General features: G+C 68.5%; 22 protein-coding genes. 13 read left to right on the forward strand and 9 right to left on the reverse strand.

The genetic code is table 11. The annotated features are described in order from the left end of the window. Positions 1–52 precede the first annotated feature (52 nt). The 5 genes from I1A62_RS19325 (at position 53) to I1A62_RS19345 (ending at position 3,698) form a co-directional block, all read left to right on the forward strand. Positions 53–1,195 carry a DUF475 domain-containing protein gene (locus tag I1A62_RS19325; RefSeq protein WP_219459456.1) on the forward strand — a complete coding sequence of 381 codons (1,143 nt, stop codon included), beginning with the start codon at positions 53–55 and terminating at the stop codon, positions 1,193–1,195. Between the two features lie 79 nt (positions 1,196–1,274). Further along, complete coding sequence (locus I1A62_RS19330; protein WP_009475139.1) at positions 1,275–1,898, forward strand: AIM24 family protein; 624 nt, start codon at positions 1,275–1,277, stop codon at positions 1,896–1,898. Between the two features lie 5 nt (positions 1,899–1,903). Beyond that, positions 1,904–2,602, forward strand: a complete 699-nt coding sequence (locus I1A62_RS19335) for an AIM24 family protein (protein ID WP_124393958.1) — start codon at positions 1,904–1,906, stop codon at positions 2,600–2,602. Next, entirely contained in the window at positions 2,599–3,354 is a 756-nt protein-coding gene (locus tag I1A62_RS19340) for an AIM24 family protein (protein ID WP_087555178.1), read from the forward strand. Before I1A62_RS19335 ends, I1A62_RS19340 begins: the two co-directional genes overlap by 4 nt. Before the next feature lie 110 nt (positions 3,355–3,464). Next, positions 3,465–3,698, forward strand: coding sequence for a hypothetical protein (locus I1A62_RS19345; protein WP_219459457.1), 234 nt, complete (start codon positions 3,465–3,467; stop codon positions 3,696–3,698). Between the two features lie 85 nt (positions 3,699–3,783). On the opposite strand, the gene I1A62_RS19350 is transcribed toward I1A62_RS19345, so the two are convergent. Together I1A62_RS19350 and I1A62_RS19355 are read right to left on the reverse strand one after the other, a co-directional pair. Beyond that, positions 3,784–4,266, reverse strand: coding sequence for a hypothetical protein (locus tag I1A62_RS19350; protein ID WP_124393956.1), 483 nt, complete (start codon positions 4,264–4,266; stop codon positions 3,784–3,786). Between the two features lie 53 nt (positions 4,267–4,319). After that, the gene (locus tag I1A62_RS19355) at positions 4,320–4,769 is read right to left on the reverse strand and encodes a PPOX class F420-dependent oxidoreductase (protein WP_219459458.1); all 450 of its coding nucleotides are present in this window, start codon (positions 4,767–4,769) and stop codon (positions 4,320–4,322) included. A gap of 227 nt (positions 4,770–4,996) precedes the next feature. Between I1A62_RS19355 and I1A62_RS19360 the strand changes: the two genes are divergently transcribed. Then, positions 4,997–6,337: a TrkA family potassium uptake protein gene (locus tag I1A62_RS19360; RefSeq protein ID WP_124393954.1), complete on the forward strand. Its 1,341-nt coding sequence runs from the start codon at positions 4,997–4,999 to the stop codon at positions 6,335–6,337. A gap of 4 nt (positions 6,338–6,341) precedes the next feature. On the opposite strand, the gene I1A62_RS19365 is transcribed toward I1A62_RS19360, so the two are convergent. Genes I1A62_RS19365 through I1A62_RS19375 form a run of 3 tightly spaced genes read right to left on the reverse strand, consistent with a single transcriptional unit; the run spans position 6,342 to position 8,552 of the window. Then, entirely contained in the window at positions 6,342–6,746 is a 405-nt protein-coding gene (locus tag I1A62_RS19365; protein ID WP_219459459.1) for a RidA family protein, read from the reverse strand. 46 nt (positions 6,747–6,792) lie between these two features. Further along, positions 6,793–7,542 (reverse strand): IclR family transcriptional regulator, encoded by a 750-nt coding sequence (locus I1A62_RS19370; protein ID WP_219459460.1) that lies wholly within the window; start codon positions 7,540–7,542, stop codon positions 6,793–6,795. Continuing rightward, the gene (locus I1A62_RS19375) at positions 7,539–8,552 is read right to left on the reverse strand and encodes a sugar kinase (RefSeq protein WP_219459461.1); all 1,014 of its coding nucleotides are present in this window, start codon (positions 8,550–8,552) and stop codon (positions 7,539–7,541) included. Before I1A62_RS19375 ends, I1A62_RS19370 begins: the two co-directional genes overlap by 4 nt. A 221-nt stretch (positions 8,553–8,773) precedes the next feature. On the opposite strand from I1A62_RS19375, the gene I1A62_RS19380 reads away from it, so the two are divergent. From I1A62_RS19380 to I1A62_RS19395, 4 genes are read left to right on the forward strand one after another with little or no spacing between them, the layout of a single operon-like run. Continuing rightward, positions 8,774–10,096 carry an amino acid deaminase gene (locus tag I1A62_RS19380; RefSeq protein ID WP_219459462.1) on the forward strand — a complete coding sequence of 441 codons (1,323 nt, stop codon included), beginning with the start codon at positions 8,774–8,776 and terminating at the stop codon, positions 10,094–10,096. 22 nt (positions 10,097–10,118) lie between these two features. Next, positions 10,119–11,738 carry an amidohydrolase family protein gene (locus I1A62_RS19385; RefSeq protein WP_124393949.1) on the forward strand — a complete coding sequence of 540 codons (1,620 nt, stop codon included), beginning with the start codon at positions 10,119–10,121 and terminating at the stop codon, positions 11,736–11,738. Then, a complete protein-coding gene (locus I1A62_RS19390; protein WP_124393948.1) occupies positions 11,735–12,364 on the forward strand; it encodes a bifunctional 4-hydroxy-2-oxoglutarate aldolase/2-dehydro-3-deoxy-phosphogluconate aldolase in 630 nt (209 codons plus the stop codon). Before I1A62_RS19385 ends, I1A62_RS19390 begins: the two co-directional genes overlap by 4 nt. A gap of 29 nt (positions 12,365–12,393) precedes the next feature. After that, on the forward strand, positions 12,394–13,782 hold the full coding sequence (locus tag I1A62_RS19395; protein WP_218270246.1) for a GntP family permease: 1,389 nt from the start codon (positions 12,394–12,396) through the stop codon (positions 13,780–13,782). Here I1A62_RS19395 and I1A62_RS19400 read toward each other — a convergent pair. Continuing rightward, the gene (locus I1A62_RS19400; protein ID WP_219459463.1) at positions 13,779–14,630 is read right to left on the reverse strand and encodes a spermidine synthase; all 852 of its coding nucleotides are present in this window, start codon (positions 14,628–14,630) and stop codon (positions 13,779–13,781) included. The two genes, I1A62_RS19395 and I1A62_RS19400, sit on opposite strands and share 4 nt — an antisense overlap. A gap of 120 nt (positions 14,631–14,750) precedes the next feature. On the opposite strand from I1A62_RS19400, the gene I1A62_RS19405 reads away from it, so the two are divergent. After that, complete coding sequence (locus I1A62_RS19405) at positions 14,751–15,077, forward strand: hypothetical protein (protein ID WP_124393945.1); 327 nt, start codon at positions 14,751–14,753, stop codon at positions 15,075–15,077. Positions 15,078–15,116: 39 nt separating this feature from the next. Here I1A62_RS19405 and I1A62_RS19410 read toward each other — a convergent pair whose 3' ends face one another. From I1A62_RS19410 to I1A62_RS19420, 3 genes are all read right to left on the reverse strand, one after another. Next, on the reverse strand, positions 15,117–16,160 hold the full coding sequence (locus I1A62_RS19410; protein ID WP_257890617.1) for an IS3 family transposase: 1,044 nt from the start codon (positions 16,158–16,160) through the stop codon (positions 15,117–15,119). Beyond that, positions 16,133–16,597: a hypothetical protein gene (locus tag I1A62_RS19415; protein WP_307720204.1), complete on the reverse strand. Its 465-nt coding sequence runs from the start codon at positions 16,595–16,597 to the stop codon at positions 16,133–16,135. The genes I1A62_RS19410 and I1A62_RS19415 overlap by 28 nt, the downstream gene beginning before the upstream one ends. Before the next feature lie 78 nt (positions 16,598–16,675). Further along, the gene (locus tag I1A62_RS19420; protein WP_219459464.1) at positions 16,676–17,752 is read right to left on the reverse strand and encodes a sorbosone dehydrogenase family protein; all 1,077 of its coding nucleotides are present in this window, start codon (positions 17,750–17,752) and stop codon (positions 16,676–16,678) included. A 162-nt stretch (positions 17,753–17,914) separates the two neighbouring features. On the opposite strand from I1A62_RS19420, the gene I1A62_RS19425 reads away from it, so the two are divergent. Beyond that, positions 17,915–19,315, forward strand: coding sequence for a DUF2252 domain-containing protein (locus I1A62_RS19425; protein ID WP_219459465.1), 1,401 nt, complete (start codon positions 17,915–17,917; stop codon positions 19,313–19,315). A 42-nt stretch (positions 19,316–19,357) separates the two neighbouring features. After that, positions 19,358–20,137: an IclR family transcriptional regulator C-terminal domain-containing protein gene (locus I1A62_RS19430; RefSeq protein WP_219459466.1), complete on the forward strand. Its 780-nt coding sequence runs from the start codon at positions 19,358–19,360 to the stop codon at positions 20,135–20,137. Positions 20,138–20,141: the final 4 nt, after the last annotated feature.

The raw sequence follows: 20,141 nt of genomic DNA on the forward strand, positions 1-20,141 counted from the left end.
TCGTCCCCTGCAGTAACCACCCTGCATGCCCACTAGAGAAAGGCCACGCTTCGTGGTTCTGCGAATATTCGGTCTCTCCTTCGCCGTGACGGTGATCTCCCTCATCATCGCCGCGATTTACGGAGGCCCCCAGGCCGTCCTCCTCGTGCTGATCCTCTCGATCCTCGAGATCTCGCTGTCCTTCGACAACGCCGTCATCAACGCCACCGTCCTGCGCCGCATGAGCGACTTCTGGCAGAAGATCTTCCTCACCGTCGGCATCGTCATCGCGGTGTTCGGCATGCGCCTGGTCTTCCCCCTCGTCATCGTCTGGCTGGCCTCCGGCCTCGGCCCCGTCGCCGCACTCGACCTGGCCCTCAACCCGCCCGCCGACGGCGCCGCGTACTTCCCCGACGGCAGCGCCAGCTACGAAACCCTGCTCACCGACGCGCACCCGCAGATCGCGGCGTTCGGCGGCATGTTCCTGCTGATGCTGTTCCTCGGCTTCATCCTCGAAGAGCGAGAGATCACCTGGCTGTCCTGGCTGGAGAAGCCCCTCGCCCGCGCAGGCAAGCTCGACCAGCTGGCCGTCATCCTCGCCGGCGTCCTGCTGCTGATCACCGCCGCCTACATCGCCCCCGAGGACACCGTCTCCACGGTGATGATCGCCGGCGTCCTCGGCATGGTCACCTACATCGCCGTCAACGGTCTCGGTGAACTGTTCAACACCCCCGAGGAAGACCAGGACGGCGTCGCCGTCGAAGGATCCACCGGCGGGCCGAGCGCGCTGGCCAAGGCCACCGGCAAGGCCGGGTTCTTCCTGTTCCTGTACCTCGAGGTCCTCGACGCGTCGTTCTCCTTCGACGGTGTCATCGGCGCCTTCGCGATCACGTCCGACCCGATCATCATCGCCCTCGGCCTCGGCTTCGTCGGCGCGATGTTCGTCCGTTCCATCACCGTGTTCCTGGTCCGCAAGGGCACCCTCTCGGACTACGTGTACCTCGAGCACGGCGCCCACTGGGCCATCGGCGCACTGGCCGTGATCCTGCTCGTGTCCATCGGCTACCACGTCAACGAGAACGTCACCGGCCTCGTCGGTGTCGCCCTCATCGGCGCCGCGTTCATCTCCAGCATCGTCCGCAACCGCAAGGCCGCCGCGACGGTCGGCGAAGCGGCGGACGACGTGGACGAGCAGAAGTCGGTGTCCGTCGGCTAGGTTCTGCCTGTACTCACATCCAGCGGCAGTGCACGTGACTCGGTCACGGGCACTGCCGCTCGACACTGGAAAGGGCACCATGGGGCGGCTGCTCGACAAGTCGAAGAAGGTGGTGGAGGCGCAACTCGCCGGAACCACCATCCGGGCGATTCAGGGTTCGATGATCGCCTACGAGGGCAATGTCAGTTTCAAGTCGGCAGGCTTCGGTGGCGGCGACGGTGTCCTCGCCGGAATGAAGCGGCGCGCCACCGGAGAGGCGCTGTCGCTGATGGAATGCTCCGGCCACGGTGTCGTGTACCTCGCGGTGGGCGGACAGTACGTCTCGGTCGTCGACCTGGCGAACGAGACCCTGCAGGTGGAATCGCAGCAGTTGCTCGCGCTGAGCGGCAACCTGAACACCAACGTCACGTTCACCGGACTGCGCGGCGGGGTCGGCGGGCAGGGCCTGTTCACCACGACCGTCTCCGGTCAGGGGCAGGTGGCCCTGCTGTCGGCGGGCGGACCGCTCATCCACCTCGAGGTGTCGCCGCAGTACCCGCTCGTGGTCGACCCCGACGCGTTCGTCTCGGCGCGCGGGCAGGTGACGCAGTCGTTCGTGACCGACGTGTCGTGGCGCAACGCCGTCGGCCAGGGCAACGGTGAGGCCTTCTCCCTCAAATGGGACGGTCACGGCGTCGTCTCCATCCAACCGGCAGAGCGGTGAGCCCCATGGTCTTCTCGAAGGTGAACTCGAAGGTCGTCAAGGTCGACGTCGGCGCCGCAGGCGGGGTGGTGGCCCGCACCGGGGCGATGCTGTTCTACACCGGTCAGGTCCAGTTCTCGCCGCACCAGGTGCCCGGTTCGCAGTCGATGGCGGGCATGGGCGGATTCACCCGGATGGCCGGACGCATGATGCAGGGCGAGCACGAACGCACGATGCTGGCGCAGGGGCAGGGCGAGGTGCACTACGGCCACGCCGGGCTCGAGGTGCACGTCGTCGACATGTCGCAGGGCGGCGCCCTGTGCGTCGAGGCGTCCCGGCTGCTCGCTCACAATGCGGGACTGCAGAGTTCGGTGGTCTCGGTGGTGAGTCAGGGCGGCGGTGGCGGGCGCGGCATGCTCGGCGCGCTGCGCGGTGCGGCGGCAGGAGCCCTGTCCGGCACCGGCATGTTCACGACGCAGCTGTCCGGGTACGGGTCGGCGGTCCTGCTCGCGCACGGCGGCTTCATCGAACTCCCGGTCGGCGGACCGAATCCGGTGTTCGTCGACCCCGACGCGTTCGTCGGCACGTACGGGAGCGTCCAGGTGGAACTGAAATCCGCCGTCGGCTGGCGCGAGGCCATGGGTCGCGGCGTCGGGGAAGCGATGCAACTGCAGTGCACCGGTCAGGGAATCGTCTACGTTCAGGCTTCGGAGGAGAAACTGTGACCGCCATCCACAATCCGTCGACGCTCGGCGCCAGCGACAACATTCCCGACAACAGCTACGCGTTCTGCATCGACCTCACCGCGCCCTGGTTCATCCGCAAGGGCGCGATGATCGCGTACTACGGCCAGATGCAGTTCCAGGCGCTGACCCACGGATTGCACGGCGCCGCACTGCACATGGTCGCCAACCAGTTCTCGGCGCCGCTGTACATGGGCGACTACGCGGTGGCCGAGGGATTCGGGAAACTGATCATCGGCGACCGCGGGTACGACATCAACTCGTACGACCTCGACGACGGCAACCTCACGATCCGGGCATCGAATCTCCTTGCGTTCGAACCGGGTCTGTCGCTGAACCAATCCATCGTGCCGGGATTCCTGACACTCATCGGGACCGGGAAGTTCCTGGCGTCGTCCAACGGTCCGGTGATGTTCGCCGAACCGCCGCTGCGGATCGACCCCGAGGCCCTCGTCGGGTGGGCCGACTGCCCGTCCCCGAGCCACCATTACGACCAGGGATGGATCAGCAACTTCCTCGCGGCCGGCGCCCACATGATGGGCATCAACTCCGGCGAGGAACGGCAGTTCGACTTCACCGGCGCCGGAACGGTTCTGATCCAGTCCAGCGAGAAGGTCCTCAGCGACACCCATGTCGTGCGCAGCATCGAGGGCCAGATCCACGGGATCACGCCGAGCGGTCTGCAGCGACTCAACGGGGTGATCTCCGCCAAGCTGGCGGAGCAGCCTCGCTGACATGCAGGAGATTGCCAGGCTGAGCGGAGAGTTGTGGCAGGGACGGGGAGCAATCTGATCTGTGTCAGGAAGTCCTGACGCCGCATCCGATTCGTTCCAGGAGGAACCGCATGAAGTCTGTCGTGACCAAGGCCGTCGCAACCGGTGGTATCGCCCTCGCAGCACTCGGCATCGGAGCCGGCGTTGCCAGCGCCGACCCCGTGGGCCACAACCCCGTCCCCGCCCAGCAACAGCAGGCACCGCAGCCGGAGCCGCAGCAGCAGCACGCTCCGCAGCCGCAGCAGGCGCCGGCGCCGAGCCCGCACGGATTCTGGTTCTTCGGCACCTGGGTTCCCCTGCCCTGATCTGCGTTCCCCTCGCAGGACGAAGGTGCCCTTCGACGCTCCCACGGCGCCGAAGGGCACCGTCGTATTTCTACCGGGCCTAGTGCTACCGAGTGGGCCGCATACTCGGATTGGGGCCGAGCGTGATCGTCCGCGTTCTCGGTAGCAGCCCGATCTCCTTCCACCCCGCGGTCAGCGTGATCGTCCCCGATTCCGGGTAGTCGCTGATCCAGTAATGCGGCGCGGAGTGATATTCGGACGCGTCGGCGGCCGCGGCAGTCGCTGTCGAATGCGGGTGACGGGCGTCGGCGACGCCCTCCAGGTCGTCGACCCGGACGTTCACCGCAAGATACGACCACCGCGCCGAGGGGTCGTCGGGATCGTCGAGCGGACGCGTCTCGTGACGCGCCAGATCAGCGGATCTGCCTCTCGCCGTCAGCTCGATGCGCAGCAGCATGCCCTTCGGATGGGCGACGACCTCCGACAGGCGCAGGGTCACATCGCGGCTCGTCACGAGCTCGACCGGGCCGTGCACCACGATTCCCTCCGTGGCAGGCGGTGGTGCCGCCGGCCACCGCCTCTTGCGCATGACTCAATCGTCCCACCGGCTCCGATCGGCTGCCACAGCTACGTTCCGCGCACTCAGGGCAGCTGGGCCATGCCGTACACGTTCGTCGCCCGGACCCGGAGCACCTGCCTGCGCTCGGACACCATCGCGCGGCGGAAATCTTCCCAGTCGTCGTGCTCTTTCCCCGCCGCCTGCCGGAACACCTCGACGAGTTCGTCCGCCGCCGTGTCGTGCGGGTCCGCCACCACCGCGCTCAGTTCCGCGTCGCCCTCCACCACCGCGTAACTCCAGAAGTCGGTCGCGCTGACGTGCAGCGACACCCGGGGGTCGCGCGCGGCGTTGCGGGTCTTGGCCCGATCCGCCGTCACCGACACCCGCGCCGTCTGCGTGCCGGGATCCCAGGCATAGATCACGTTCGACAACTGGGGTCGTCCGTCGCGTTTGACCGTCGCGAGGACCGCCCGGTTGTGTGTGGCGACGAGGTCGAGAAGTGGACGCCGGTCGTCTTTCGCATCGAGGCTCATGCCTCACCCAACCACGGACGCGGAAGAGGTGTTCCCGTTCTTCCCTGGATCGGTGTGATCGGACTCCTCCTGGCGATCCGGGGAGCACCTACCGACGAGTAGGGTGGATGTATCGCAAACTCATTGGCCGATAACGTGTTCCGGCTACTCGTTGGTAGACGTTCTCGTGTGGGATCCGCCGTTTTTCTCGGGTACGCTCTCGTGATCCCGAGCCGGAAGGACCACACGTGAACGACTCATATCTCGTCATCGGCGAAACCACCGTGGCCCGACGGGTCTGTGCATCCCTTCGCGAAAGGGACTTCGACGTCCGCCATCTCGTCGCCCCCGACGACGACGAGCTGCGCCTGGCGATGGCGGACGAGCCGCGCGGGATGGCGGTCCTGGTGCGCGACGACGTCGTCGCGCTGCGGTACGCGCTGGCCGCCGCGCACATCTCGGCGTCGATTCCGTTGGTGGTGACGATCTTCGACCGCACGGTCGCGGACCAGCTGTCCCACCTGCTCCCGCAGTGCACGGTGACGTCACCGGCAGACCTCGCCGCGCCCACGCTCGCCGGCCCGTGCCTGGACCCCGAACTCGTCGCGGCCCGGCACGCGGGCGAGGACATGCTGACGGTCCGGATGGTCGACGGCCACCTCGAGGGTGCGCACGTCGACCTGCCCCGGCGGAACTGGTGGCACACGGTGGCGACCGGTGCGACGGGTCTGCTGCGGTCGCACGACATCGGCACGCGCATCCTGCTCGGTGGGCTCGCCGGACTCCTCGCCGTCCTGTTCGCCGACTGGCTGTGGCTGATCCTCGGGCAGCACGTGCCGCCGCTCGACGCGTTCAACGAAGCGGTCCGCGTGGTGACCACGGTGGGGCCGGGAGCCGACACCCACGGCAGCCCCGCCTACGCCGTGTTCGCGTCGGTGGCGATGCTCTTCACCGTGGTGTTCACCGCCATGTTCACCGCCGGAATCATCGAACGCCTGCTCGGCCCCCGGCTGGTCGGCCTGGTCGGCAGCCGGGTCCTGCCCCGGTCGGGCCACGTCATCGTCGTCGGTCTCGGCCAGGTCGGACTCCGGCTGTGCCGGGAACTGCAGGCGCTCGGGGTCGCGGTGGTGGGCGTCGAGCGCGACCCCCACGCCAAGAACCTGAGGCTCGTGCGGGCGATGAACATCCCGACGGTGGTGGGCCACGGTGGCGACCGCGAACTCCTCGAGCGACTGGGTGTGCGCCGCGCAATGGCGCTGGCCGCGGTCGGCTCCGACGACCTCGACAACATCGCCGTGTCCGTGGCCGCGCAGGCCCTCTCCCCCGGACTGCGACTGGTCCTGCGGGCCGGTGAGCAGGAGGCCATCGCGGAGACGCGGTCGCTGCTGCGGCTCGGGATCATCCGCGATGTCACCAGCCTCAGCGCCACGTACGTGGTGGCCGAGCTGATCGGCCTGCGCCCGCAGGGCGTCGTGGCGGACGGCAGCCACCTCTACCTGGAGGTGGCGACCGCGGACGCGTCCGAGCCCGTCTTCACTGAACTGCCCGTGTCGCCGCGGATGAGCTGCCGCCACCTCGTCACCGCGTAGCGACCTAGCCGGTCACTGCAAGCGCGTCGATCTCGACGAGCATGACCTCGTGCGGGAGGTCGACGAAAACCGTGGTGCGGCACGGCAGCTGACCGCTCGGGACGTTCTCCGCGATGAACTCGCCGTACACGTCGTTCATCGCCGCGAAGTCGTCCCGGGTGGTGAGGTAGACCCGGAACATCAGCACGTCCTCCACGCTCGCACCGCCGGCTTCGAGGATCGCCTTGACGTTCTCGAGGGTGCGGCGGGTCTGCTCGCGCACGTCGCCTTCGGCGATGTACTTGTTCGTGACAGGGTCCATCGGGCCCTGCCCCGACACCTGGAGCATGTTGCCCTTCTTGATGCCCTGGCTGAACGTGTGCGCGGGGGCGGGGGCGCCTGCGGTGCGGATGACGGTGGTGTCGGACATATCGGTTCTCCTGTGTGTCGTTACTTTTCGGGTGGACGGGGGACGGTCAGGGCTGGGCGCGGTATCCGCAGTCGCGGGAGATCCGCGCCCCCACGGCCTGGAGGGGTTCGAGCAGGTCGAGGACGCGTTCGTAGCTGAGGACGACGTCGGGCACCGAGACCGAGACGGCGGCGACGACGCGGCCGGACGCGCCGCGAATGGGCACTCCGATGCAGTTGACGGACGGCTCGTTCTCCTCCTGGTCGTGCGCCCAGCCCTGCTCCCGGACCAGGCGGATCTCGTCGAGGTAGCGTTCGGGCGTCGTGATCGTGTTGGCGGTGCGGGAGGAGAAGTCCATCGAGTCGACGACGGTCCGCAGTTCCGAATCCGGCAGGTCGGCGAGGATCACCTTCGCGACGGCGGTCGAATTGAGATTGGCGCGCAGCCCGATTCGCGAGTACATCCGGATCTGATCGTGTGATTCGAGTTTGTCGATGTACACCACGTCGCCGCCTTCCATCGCCGCAAGGTGCGTGGTGCGCCCGTATTCGCGGTTGAACGCGACGAGGTGCGGTGACGCGATGCGCCGGACTTCCCGCTGATCGGTGGCCTGTGCGGCGAGTTCGAAGATGCGGGATCCGAGGTGGTACTGGTTACTGTTGTCGCGGAACGTGAACCGCTCGTCGGACAGCGTTCGCAGCAGCCGGAGCACCGTGGTCTTGTGGACTCCGGTCGATTCGGCCAGCTGGTCGAGGTTGGCGGGGCCGTTGCCGAGTTGCACCAGCAGGTGCAGGGCGCGGGAGACACTCTGACTCATCCGTTCACTCCACTTCCTCGGAGGGCGAAACCGTCGGCGGTGACGCTCGTTGCCGCCCAGTCCGATTCGGAACAGTGCAGCAGCGCGTCGAGCAGCGCGGCGGGCGGCGGGGGCGCCGAGTCCGCCGCGACGGTGAGGGTGGCGGCGGCGCCGATGTGCCCGCGGCGCAGGCAGCGCGCCTGATCCTCGCCGCGCACCACGCCGCTGAGGTATCCGGCGGCGAACGCGTCGCCCGCGCCGACGGGTTCGACGACGTCGACGCGGAGCGCGGGAACGGCGATGCTGCGACCACTCCGGTCGACGGCCAGGGCCCGGTGCGCTCCGTCCTTGACGACGACGGTGGCGGGCGCGGGCAGGATCAGCCGCAACTCGTGCGGATCCGCGGTACCCAGCACACGCAGGGCCTCGTCGGCGCCGACGAGCACGAGATCGGCGAGATTCGCCAGTTCCACGACCATCCGCGGGTCGCCGTCCGGCCACAGTTGCTCACGCCAGTTGACGTCGAAGCTGACCACACCGGAGATTCCCGGCCGGTCGCGGAGCAGTCTCCGCATCAGGGCGAGGCACGAATCGGACAGGGCCGGTGTGATTCCGCTGCAGTGGACCACGGCGGCGCGGCCGAACAGGTCCGCGACCGCAGGCCTGTCGAGAAATCCGGGGTCCATGGCCGACGCCGCCGAACCCGCTCGGGAGTACAGGCTGTCGGTCCGCGGCTCGCCGTGCTCGTCGAGGGCGGTGGTCTTCGAGTAGTGACCGGTGGGCCGCTCGGGGTCGACCTCGATCGCACGGCCGTCGACACCGCGCGCCTGCAGTTCGGTGCGGATGAGGGTGCCGAACTCGTCGTCGCCGAGCCGTCCGACCCAGGCGGCCGGGACATCGAGCGCGGCGAGACCCGCGGCGACGTTCGCCTCCGCGCCGGCGAGGTGGAGTGTCGAGTCCGGGGCCACCAGCACCATCGCTTCACCGAGGCACGCGACACCGGACTCGGGGGTGGGGGTCGATTCCTGCACTTGTTACCTCTGCGACTGCTCGGACCGGCACGGGGGTTGGGTTTCGAGAGCCCTCGCCGCGGCGATGCATGCCGCATCGGACCGTTGACGATGACCCAGGCCAATGCTAGACATAGGAGACGCAAAAACGCAATCAACGTTGCATACAGCGCAACGCAGCACTTCACGGCCCTCCTTCTGATGTCGGCCAGCCCCACAGAACCCGAACGACAGGATCGACGATGACGATCAGCGGAACGGATGCACTCGATTCCGGCGCCTTGGCGGAGCTCGACGAGCTGCGCCTGTCCGACGTGGACAAAGCCCTCCCCTCCGCGGCGAACGGCCACACCAAGGCCGAGTTCCTCGCCACCCGGCCGAGGCTGTCCGCCTTCAGCACGCCCGTGATGGTCCTCGACGAGACGGCCATCGCCGGCAACCTCGACACGATGGCGGCCTGGTGCGAGGCGCACGGAGTCGATCTCGCTCCGCACGGAAAGACGACGATGTCCCCGGTGCTGTGGGACCGGCAGATCCGCAGCGGCGCGTGGGGGATCACGCTGGCGAACTTCGGTCAGCTGCGGGTGGCGGTGCGATTCGGCGCGCGCCGGGTGCAGATCGCGAACTCGCTCGTCGACCCGACCGCGCTGCGGTGGCTGGCGGAACAGATGTACGCGAACCCGGAACTCGAAGTCCTGATGTGGGCCGACTCCCCGCAGACGGTCGACGCGATGACCGCGGCGCTCGCGGACGTTGCGGTGGCCCGTCCGCTGCCCGTGCTCGTCGAACTCGGCGGAGAGGGAGGACGCACCGGCGCACGCTCCGTGGCCGAGGCCGTGGCAGTAGCCGAACGTATCGGGAAGAGCCCCGCACTGCGGTTGGCCGGCGTCTCCGGTTACGAGGGCGCCCTCGCACACGACGCCTCCGAGGAGTCCCTCGCCCGGGTCCGCGCGTACCTCCGGTCGATGGCCGAGCTGCATAACCGGCTCGAGACCGAGGGGCGCTACCCGGAGGACGGGGACGTCTACGTGACCGCCGGCGGCAGTGCCTATTTCGACGTGGTCGCCGAGGTGCTCGCCGAACTCGCGGGCGGCAGAACCAAAGTGGTGGTCCGAGCCGGCGCATACATCATCCACGACGACGGCTTCTACACCGGGATCTCACCGTTCGGCCGCGGCAAAGACACGCAGGCGCGTCGCCTCACGTCGGCGATGCACACGTGGGCCCGGGTCGTGTCCCGCCCCGAGCCGGGCCTCGCCCTGCTCGACGCAGGCAAGCGCGACGTCCCGTTCGACGAAGGACTCCCCACCGCGCAGGCCGTCGCCGGCCAACTCGGGGCGGCGCCGCAGCCCCTCGTCGGCGCCGAAGTGACCGCAGTCAACGACCAGCACGCGTTCCTCCGGCTCGATCCCGCACGGCCCGAACACGATCTGCGCGTCGGCGACGTCGTCCGGCTCGGTCTCTCCCACCCGTGCACCGCGTTCGACAAGTGGCGGTGGATACCCGTCGTCGGGGACGACTCCGACGACCCCGTCGTCGTCGACCTGATCCGCACCTTCTTCTGATCCCCCGCCGAGGACTCACACCATGACCACTCTGATCCGTTCCGCCACCGTCGTCGACGGGTCGGAAGCGCCGCGGTACCGCGCCGACGTGCTCGTCGACGGAGACCGGATCGCCGACATCCGGCCCGAGGCAGATCATTCCGCCACCGCGCTCCCCGCCGCGGACCGTGTGATCGACGCCGACGGCCTGGTACTCGCGCCCGGATTCATCGACATGCACGCCCACTCGGACCTGCAGATCCTGCTGAACCCCGAACACCCGTCGCGGATCACCCAGGGGGTCACCACCGAGGTACTCGGCCAGGACGGACTGTCCTACGCACCCGTCACCGACGACGTGCTCGCCGTGGTCCGGCGCAAGATCGCCGGATGGAACACCGATCCCGAGGGTTTCGACTTCTCCTGGCGGAGCGTGGGCGAGTACCTCGACAGACTCGATCGCGGGATCGCCACCAACGTCGCGTATCTCATCCCGCACGGAGTGGTCCGGGCGCTGGTGGTGGGCTGGGACGATCGCCCCGCGACGCCGTCGGAGATCGAGGAGATGCAGCGGATCGTGGCACAGTCCATGGTGGAGGGCGCCGTCGGGTTGTCCGCGGGGCTGACGTACACGCCGGGGATGTACGCGGACAACGAGGAGTTGCTGGCACTGTGCCGGACCGTCGCCGAGCACGGCGGCTACTTCTCCCCGCACCACCGGTCGTACGGCGCCGGCGCCATGGAGGCCTACGCCGAGATGGTGGACCTGACGTCGCGGGCCGGGTGCGCACTGCATCTCGCGCACGCCACGCTGAACTTCGGTCCCAACAAGGGCCGCGCCCCGGAACTGCTGGCCCTGCTCGACACGGCCGTATCCGCCGGTGCGGACATCAGTCTCGACACCTACCCGTATCTCCCCGGCGCCACCACGCTGTCGGCGATCCTGCCGAGCTGGGCGTCGGCGGGCAGCATGGAGCAGACCCTCGACCGGCTCCGCGATCCGGTTGCGCTCGAACGCATCCGGGAGCATCTCGAGGTCACCGGATCCGACGGCTGCCACGGCGTGATCGCCGAGTGGCACACCCTCGAGATCAGCGGCGTGCAGAACCCGGAACTCGACGCCTACGTCGGGAAGACGGTCGCGGACATCGCCGCCGAGGAGAACCGCGACCCCTTCGACGTGTGCATCGACATCCTGGTCCGCGACCAACTCGGCAGCGGCATCCTGCAGCACGTCGGGCACGAGGAGAACGTGCGCGCGATCATGCAGCACCCCCGGCACACCGGCGGCAGCGACGGACTGCTGGTCGGCGCGAAACCGCACCCCCGCGGCTGGGGAACGTTCGCACGCTACCTCGGGCACTACTGCCGCGACCTCGGCCTGATGTCCCTCGAGGAGTGCGTCGGTCACCTCAGCGGCCGCGCCGCGACCCGGTTGCGTCTCGTCGACCGCGGGTACGTCCGCCCCGGATACGCCGCCGATCTGGTGCTGTTCGATCCGGACACGGTCGGCGACACCGCGACCTACGCCCGTCCGCGTCAGGCTGCGACCGGTTTCTCTCACGTATTCGTCCGCGGCCGCCTCGCCCTCGAGGACGGCCGCCTCACCGGCGCGACCGCCGGAAGAGCGTTGCGCCGCACAGAAGGAGGAGCAGTCCGATGACCGAGATCGACATCCTGCGGGCCGACCGGGTCCTGACGGTGGTGCGCGCGGAGACCATCCCCGACGCCACCGACCTGTGCCACGCACTCGCCGAGGGCGGAATCCGGACGGTCGAGTTGACGTTCACCACCCCCGACGTGCTCCATCACCTCGGCCGCGCCGCCGATGCCGCCGCCGCGGCGGGCAGCATCCTCGGCGTCGGGACCGTGATGACGGGCGATCAGGCCGCGGCCGCGATCGACGCCGGAGCCCGGTTCCTCGTCACCCCCGGTATCCGGCCGGACGTCGCGAAAGTCGCCACGGGACGGTCGATTCCCGTCTTCCTCGGCGCGTTCACCCCCACCGAGGTTGCGATGGCCGTCGACCTCGGATCCGCCGCGGTCAAGATCTTCCCCGCCAAGCGACTCGGCCCCGGCTACCTGTCCGACCTGCACGGCCCGTATCCCGGCGTGGAACTCCTGCCGTCGGGCGGGATCAACGATGCCAACGCCCGCGAGTTTCTCGACGCCGGCGCACTCGCCGTGTGCGCGGGCACCAGCGTCGTCCCACCGTCCAGCGTCGCGGCAGGCAACTGGACCGACATCACCGACCGCGCCCGCGCGTTCGTCACCGCGCTCTCGGCCTGAGCACCCTTCCCCTTCTCCCTGGAGACGCAATGACGTCGTTCGTCGACTGGCTGCAGCACGACACAGCCGGACTCCTCACTCTCGCAGCGATATCCATCGCCGTGCTGCTGGTCCTCATCATCAAACTCAAGCTCGAGCCGTTCATCGCGCTGATCGTCGTCGGCGTCGGCGTCGCTCTCATCGCGGGAGTGTCGGTGGTCGAACTGGTCGGCACCCCGACGTCGGCGGCCGACTCCATTCTGGAGAAGGGCTTCGGCGGGATCCTCGGGCACATAACCCCCATCATCGGCCTGGGCACCGTCCTCGGCGCGATGATGGAACGCTCGGGTGGCGCCGACGTGCTGACGGAGCGGCTGCTGAAGTTGTTCGGGCCCAAGGGCGCACCGCTGGCGATGGGTGTTACCGGTCTCGTGCTCGGCATCCCCGTCTTCTTCGACATCGGCATCTTCATCCTCGCCCCGCTCGTGTACGTGGCGGCCAAGCGCGGCGGCAAATCGCTCGTGATGTACGCGATGCCGATGCTCGCCGGCCTGTCCATGACGCACGCGTTCCTGCCCCCGCACCCGGGCCCCGTCGCCGCGGCCGGTCTGCTGCACGTCGACATGGGCTGGATCATCATCATGGGTCTCGCGTGCGGTATCCCCGCCTGGTTCGTCAGTGGCGTCGTCTGGGGTACCTGGATCGGCAAGCGCGTGATCATCGAGGTGCCGGACGAGTTCATTCCGGAGGAGAAGGAAGCGGACTTGAACCCTCCGCCGCTCTGGCTGATCTCGTTCATCATCCTCGTGCCGATGGTGCTGATCCTCGGTGCGACGGTCGGCAACGTGGTGCTCGACGAGGGCACCGCCCTGTCGGTCCTGATCTTCCTCGGCACCCCCACGATCGCGTTGACCATCGCCGTCCTGCTGGCGCTGTACCTGCTGGGAATCCGCCGCGGAATCTCCGCGCAGGAGATCGGCGGCATGTCCGCGGCCGCACTGAAACCGGTCGGCATGATCCTGCTCGTCGTGGGCGCAGGCGCGTTCTTCGGGGCGGTCCTGCGCGCCACCGGAGTCGGGCAGGCCCTCGCCGATTCGATGGACGCCCTCGGGCTTCCGGTCATCCTGTCCGCGTACTTGATCAGCTGCGCACTGCGCATCGCCCAGGGTTCGGCGACCGTCGCCATCGTCACCACCGCAGGCGTCATCGAACCGTCCATCGCCGCGGGGAACTACACCTCCGCGCAGATCGCCCTGATCGTCATCGCCGTGTCGGCCGGTTCCATCATCGCCAGCCACGTCAACGACGGCGGATTCTGGATCGTGTCACGGTATTTCAACATGTCGGTGAAAGACACTCTGAAGACGTGGACGGTGCTCGAAACCATCCTCTCGATCGTCGGCTTCGCGATGGCCTCGCTGATCTGGGTGCTCGTCTAGCTGCCGGATTCCGCGTCGCGCAGCACCCGCGCCGCTCCGGCGAACGTCCGCACCTGCCCGTCGTCCCACACATGCGCGGGCACACCGCCGCCGAGCAGTGTGCGGACGAGGGCGGGGTCGTCGCCGATCGGCACGTCGCTACCCGCGATCACGATGTTGCCGTAGCGGCGTCCCTTCAGCATCGCGGGATCGGCGATCACCGTCGTGTGCGGGAACACGCTGCCGATGGTCGCCGCCTCCCGGCGAGCCAGGACGAGGTCGCGGGTGTCGCCGCAGTTCACCACGTAGATGCCGCCGGGTGCCAGCACCCGCCGCACGTGCCCGGTGAACTCCGTCGTCGTCAACGACGCCGGAGTCGTGTCACCGGCGAACACGTCGCGGACGATCAGGTCGCGGCTCGACTCCGTCAACGTCTCGGTGACCGCCCGCGCCTCCCCCACCCGCAGTCGCAGGAGCGGGGCCCGCGGCAGGTCGAACCAGTCGCGGACCAGTTCGGCGAGCTTGCCGTCGAGTTCGACCACCACCTGCCGAGCGTCCGGATAGCGGGCGGCGAGATGTCGGGCGAGCGAGCAGGCGCCGCCCCCGAGGTGCAGGGCACGCACCCGCCGATCCGTGCTCCAGTGCGAGGCGACCAGTTCGGCGATCCACCGCATGTACTCGAAGTCGAGATATGTGGGGTCAGACAGGTCGATGTGGGAACTCTCGACGCCGTTCACCTTCAGCACCCAGCCGTGCGGGTTGAGGTTGTCCACGGCGAGTTCGCACGTCCCCGTGTCGATCGGGTACACGCCGGCCACCGGACCCCCGTCGGATGTCCGGGCAGCCCGACCGCCGCGCTGCCTGCCCATCGTCCGTCTTCCCTACTGCTCGCGCCGCCCGCTCGCGTCTGCTGCGAGAATCGTCCTCCCACGATACCGGTCCGCGACACGGGTGCCCTACCGTGGAGATGCGCACGAGAAGGGAAGACGATGGAACCTCAGGAAGTCGACTTCGCGCACACCGAGGGCGCGGCGAAGCGGCGACGCGAGAAGGCGATGGGACTCGCGCGGTATGTGTGGGATCGCGGGATCAGCGGTCAGGAACTGCTCGACCTCACCGACGGCACGCTGCGCAAACTCGCCCGGGCGGCCGGGTCGAACCCGCCGAGCACCATGGAAACCTGGCTCACCGTCGTCGAACTGCTCGATCAGAAGACGGCGTGGGCGCAGCGCCACCTCGACCATCCCGCCGCCACCCCCGCACACCGCGACGAGAAGATCATGTGGGTCACGCCGCCGGTCCAGCCCTGGACGTGACCGCCCCCGTGAGTACTTGTTAACCGCCGGCGGTAGTTGTCAACCTGTCTGAGACAGGTTCTGGTTGATGTTGATGCCTGTCGGTTGTGGCGGGTGTGGTGCCAGGGGTCGGCCGCGGAACCGTTCGGGGTGTTCGGCCCAGATCTGGTCCAGCCGGTGCTGTCGGCGGCGGTGTTCCTCGGTGTCGAGGCCGAGGAACACCGATGCGGGGGTGTGCCGGCCCAGGGCACTGTGCCGGTGTTCGAGCGCGTAGCGGGTCATGAACGTCTCGGTCCATCGCCGCGCGTGGTCGATGTCGTCGAACCGAAGCGGGCACGACAAGTCGTACTTGATGGTCTTGAACAGCGACTCGGAGAACGGGTTGTCATCGCTGACCCTCGGTCGTGAGTAGGTCCGGCACGCGCCCGCCTCGTCGAGGGCGGCGATCAGGGCATGTGAGCGCATCGACGGACCATTGTCGGCATGCACCACCTCGGGCACCCCGAACGCCTCGAACGCCTCGGCGAACATCTGCACCGCCAACTCGGGAACCTCGGCGTACTCGATCCGCCAGGCCACCGGGAACCGCGAGAACACGTCCATCACCAGGTACAGCAGATACCTGTCCTGCTTGCGGGGACCGTGCAACATCGTGATGTCCCACGACCACAACTGCCCGGCCCGACCGGCCCGGGCGACCGGTGCCCGGCGGGCCGCGGCCGTGGCCCGCCGGGTGCGGCGACGGTCCCCGGTCAAGTTCTGCGCACGCGCCACCCGGTAGAACGTCGACTCCGAACACGCGACGAACCCGGCGTCGAAAGAACGCCAATACACCTGCACCACAGACAGATCCGTGTTCTCCTCGGCCAGGATCAACTCGACGATCCGGGCGCGCTCGTCGTCGGACAACGCGGCGGGCTGCCGCCGCTGAACGTGCGGGACCGGCTCGGTGACCGGAACGTAGTGCCGGTAACCGCGGGTGCGCCGGTAGTAACTCGACCGCGGCACACCGAGCAGGGCGCACGCCGCGGTGACCGGCATCGCCGCGTCCCGGACCAACACCCCGACGGTGTCGATCAGGACAGCTTCTCTCGCTCGAGCCACTGCGCGTACTCGTTCGCGCTCATCAACGCCGGTGGGATCGCAGATGGGTCCTCGTTCGAGCGCTTGGTGATCCCCTGCAAGAGCTCGAACGCTTTTCCCAGGATCTCCTGGGCGGTCTCCGCCTGTTCCACCTGGGCCTTGAGCCGTGTGTTCTCCCGGCGCAGCCGCGCCAGCTCGGCCCGATCCCGACTGTCCATCCAATTCCTCGACTTCTCTGCCGCGGCGACCATCGCCTGCGTGTATTGTCCGCTCTCCCGCGCGCGAAGCCACGCAGTGACGTGGTTCTTGCTCAGGTTCAACTCACGCAGCAGGCGCGTCTTGGCGCCGTGCTCGGTGCACTCGTCCCACCGGCGCAGCACCTCGATCCGGAACGCGATCGGAAACGAACGCCTACCCGTCGGACCACGCCCGATCGGAAAGCTGTCGATGTCGGTCACAGGGAACTCCGCTCCCCACGCTGACTGCCAGGTGTCTCACGACCATGCTGACAGCCAGCGCCGGCGGTTAACAAGTACTCACGGGAGCTCGAGTATCTGGTCGTCGGACTCCCCCGGATCGCCGCGACCGTCGCGATTGCTGGTGCTGAACCAGACGGCGCCGTCGGGTGTCGCGACGACGGTCCGCAGTCGCCCGTATTCGCCCTCGAACAGCGACTCCGGTTCACCGAGCGCGCCGTCTGCGCCCACCGGGATCCGCCACAGTCGTTCGCCGCGCAGCGCCGCGACCCACAGCGCGCCGTCGTGGAACGCGAGACCGGACGGGGACGCCTCGCCGGTGGACCATTGGATCACCGGGTCGACGAAGCCCGCTTCGCCTGCCCGTCCCTCGACCTCCGGCCATCCGTAGTTGCCGCCGGGTTCGATCAGGTTCAGCTCGTCCCAGGTGTTCGCCCCGAACTCGGTGGCCCACAGCCTGTCGGCGTCGTCCCACGCGAGGCCCTGCACGTTGCGGTGTCCGAGCGACCACACGGGCGATCCGGGGGTGGGGTTGTCCGCCGGGATCGATCCGTCGGGGTCGATGCGCAGGATCTTCCCGCCGAGTGAGGACGGGTCCTGGGCGCGCGGCCGGTCGCCGGCTTCACCGGTAGCGACGTACAGCTTGCCGTCCGGTCCGAACGCGATCCGACCGCCGTCGTGGATCGATCCGGCGGGGATGCCGGTGAGGATCGGGACCGGCTGACCGAGGCTGCGGCCGTCGAAGCTCAGGGAGACCACCCGGTTGTCGTCGCCGGTGGTCAGGTACGCGTAGATCGTCCGATCCGTCGCGTAATCGGGCGAGACGGCCAGGCCCAGCAGTCCCGATTCGCCCTGCGCCGACACACCGGGCACCTCGCCGATCACGGCGGTGCTGCCGTCGGCCCGGAGGTGCCGGATCGCGCCGCTGTCCCGTTCCGCGATCAGCGCCGTCCCGTCCGGCAGAAACGCTATCCCCCACGGCACGTCGAGGTCGGACGCGACGACGGCGGGCGCGCCCGCGGACGGCGCGGCGGCAGCTGCGGTCGTCGACACCTGCGCCGAACTCCCCTCGGACTGGCAGGCCGCGCACGCGACGACCACCAGTGCCGCAGTGGCCGCGAAAAGTCGCTGTCCCATGGATGTCCTCCCGTCGCGCGACCGCACCCTGTCCATACTCCCCCAGGTGAGTGGCAAAGCGTCTTCGAGCACGCAATGCCACTCACATGGGGAGGTGACGGCCGGCAGCCCTCGCCCTCGAATATTGCGCAGCAGGCGGCGTCCGGTGCCTAGACTCGAACCATGGCCACGCCTCCCCGAGCCGGTAGGACCACGGTGATCGATGCCCGACGTTCGGCCGGGAAGGCCGCGCGCGAGACGCTGTCCCGCAAAGCGCAGGGCGCATTCGCCCTGCCGGAGCGCGACCCGGTGGCGGTGATCGAAGCGCAGAACACCACCCGGCTGCAGACCCTGGTGCCGATCCGGGTCGGACGGATGCTCGAATCACCGTTCGCGCTGTACCGAGGGTCGGCCGCGATGATGGCGCACGATCTCGCCGACTCACCGGTCACGGGCTGCCAGGTCATCGCCTCGGGCGACGCGCACCTCGCCAACTTCGGGCTGTTCGCCTCTCCGGAACGCCGGATGCTGTTCGACCTCAACGACTTCGACGAATCCTACCCCGCGCCGTGGGAGTGGGATGTGCGCCGCCTCGCCGCGAGCGTGTGGATCCACGGACGCGCCAACTCGTACACCGAGGCGCAGTGCGCCGACGCCACGGGCGCAGCCGTCCGCACGTACCGCAACACTTTGAGTGCACTGTTTCAGCTGACCGCCACGGAGCGGTACTACTTCCAGGAGGAGACGGACGTCCTCGAGCACGACCCGCGCGCGCAGAAGCAGCGGATCCGCGCGATCGCCGAGAAGGCACGCAAACGGACGTCCGAACAGGTCCTCCGGAAGCTGACCACCATGGAGGAGGACGGCAAGCCCCACATCGTCGACCAGTTCCCCGTCATCCGACATTCGACGAAGTACGACCTGGGCCGCATCACCGAGTTGTACCTCCTGTACCTCGACACCCTGCGCGCGGACATTCGACTGCTGCTGACGCAGTACGAGGTGGTCGATTATGCGATGCGCATCGTGGGTGTGGGCAGCGTCGGGACCCGCTGCTGGTTGCTGCTGCTGCAGGGGCCGGCCGGCGAGCCGCTCTTCCTGCAGGCCAAGGAAGCACCGCGGTCGGTTCTGGAGACGCACGGGAAGGTCGCGACCGCACCGGACTCGATCATTCGTGCGGTCGCGAAGAACGGTCAGGGTTCCCGGGTCGTCGGCGCGCAGCGCATCCTCCAGGCGCAGTCGGACCCGTTTCTGGGGTGGGTGCGCGGCGTCGAGGGCGACGACGGACTTCGGCGCGACTTCTACCTGCGGCAGTTCCGCGACATGAAGGGGTCCGTCGACCTGCAGACCCTGGAACCGGCGCAGTCCATGAAATATGCAGCACTGTGCGGCACGATGCTCGCCCGTGCGCACAGCCAGAGCCCCGGATCAGCCTTCGTCGCGGGATATCTCGGCAACGGGGAAACCTTCGACCTGGCGATCACCGCCTGGGCCCGACTGTATGCGGACCAGTCCGAGAAGGATTACGACGCGCTGCGGGCGGCGGTGAAGACGGGGCGGCTTCCCGCGGAGACCGGTCTGTAGACCGGTACCATGACGGCGTGTGCGAAACAGGTGGCTGCTGAGGTGGCCGAGCAGCCGGCATCGGGTGAACGGTACTTCCTCGAGTCCCTGGACCGCGGACTGAGCGTCCTCGAATGTTTCGACGAGCAGCACCGGGAGCGCACGCTGAGCGAGGTGGCGCAGAGCGTCGGGATCACCCGCTCCACGGCGCGCCGCATTCTGCTCACCTTGGTGGACAAGGGTTTCCTGCGTCTCGACGGCCGCAACTTCTCGCTCACGCCCCGGGTGCTGCGGTTCGGTTTCTCGTACCTCGCCGCACTGCGACTGCCGCAGGTCGCCGATCCGCACATCGAGGCTCTCGCGAAGGAACTGGGCGAGACCATCTCTGTCACCATCCTCGACGGCCCCGACGTGGTGTACGTGGCGCGGGTCCGCTCACCCCGGATCATCCGCATCTCCATCACGGTGGGCATGCGGTTCCCCGCGTACGCGACGTCCACGGGGCGGGTACTGCTGGCGGGACTGTCGGCCGACGCCTTCGACGACTACCTGAAGACCACCACGTTCCAGTCGTTCACCCCGCAGACGATCTCCGACGTCGACCAACTGCGCACCGCGGTCGCGCAGGTCGCCGCCGACGGCTGGTCGATGTCGGAGAACGAACTCGAGGTCGGCATCCGCGGCGCGGCCGTTCCCATCCGCGATCGGACGGGCGCCGTGGTCGCCGCCCTCAACTCCTCGCTGCAGGGCACCCAGTACACGCGCTCCGACGTCGAGGCGACGGTGGTGCCGAAACTCGTCGCGACGGCGGAGCGCATCGGTTCCGACCTGTCGCTGGGCTGACCGT

This window comes from Rhodococcus sp. USK10 (assembly GCF_019378875.1).
Classification (GTDB): Bacteria; Actinomycetota; Actinomycetes; order Mycobacteriales; family Mycobacteriaceae; genus Rhodococcus_F; species Rhodococcus_F pseudokoreensis.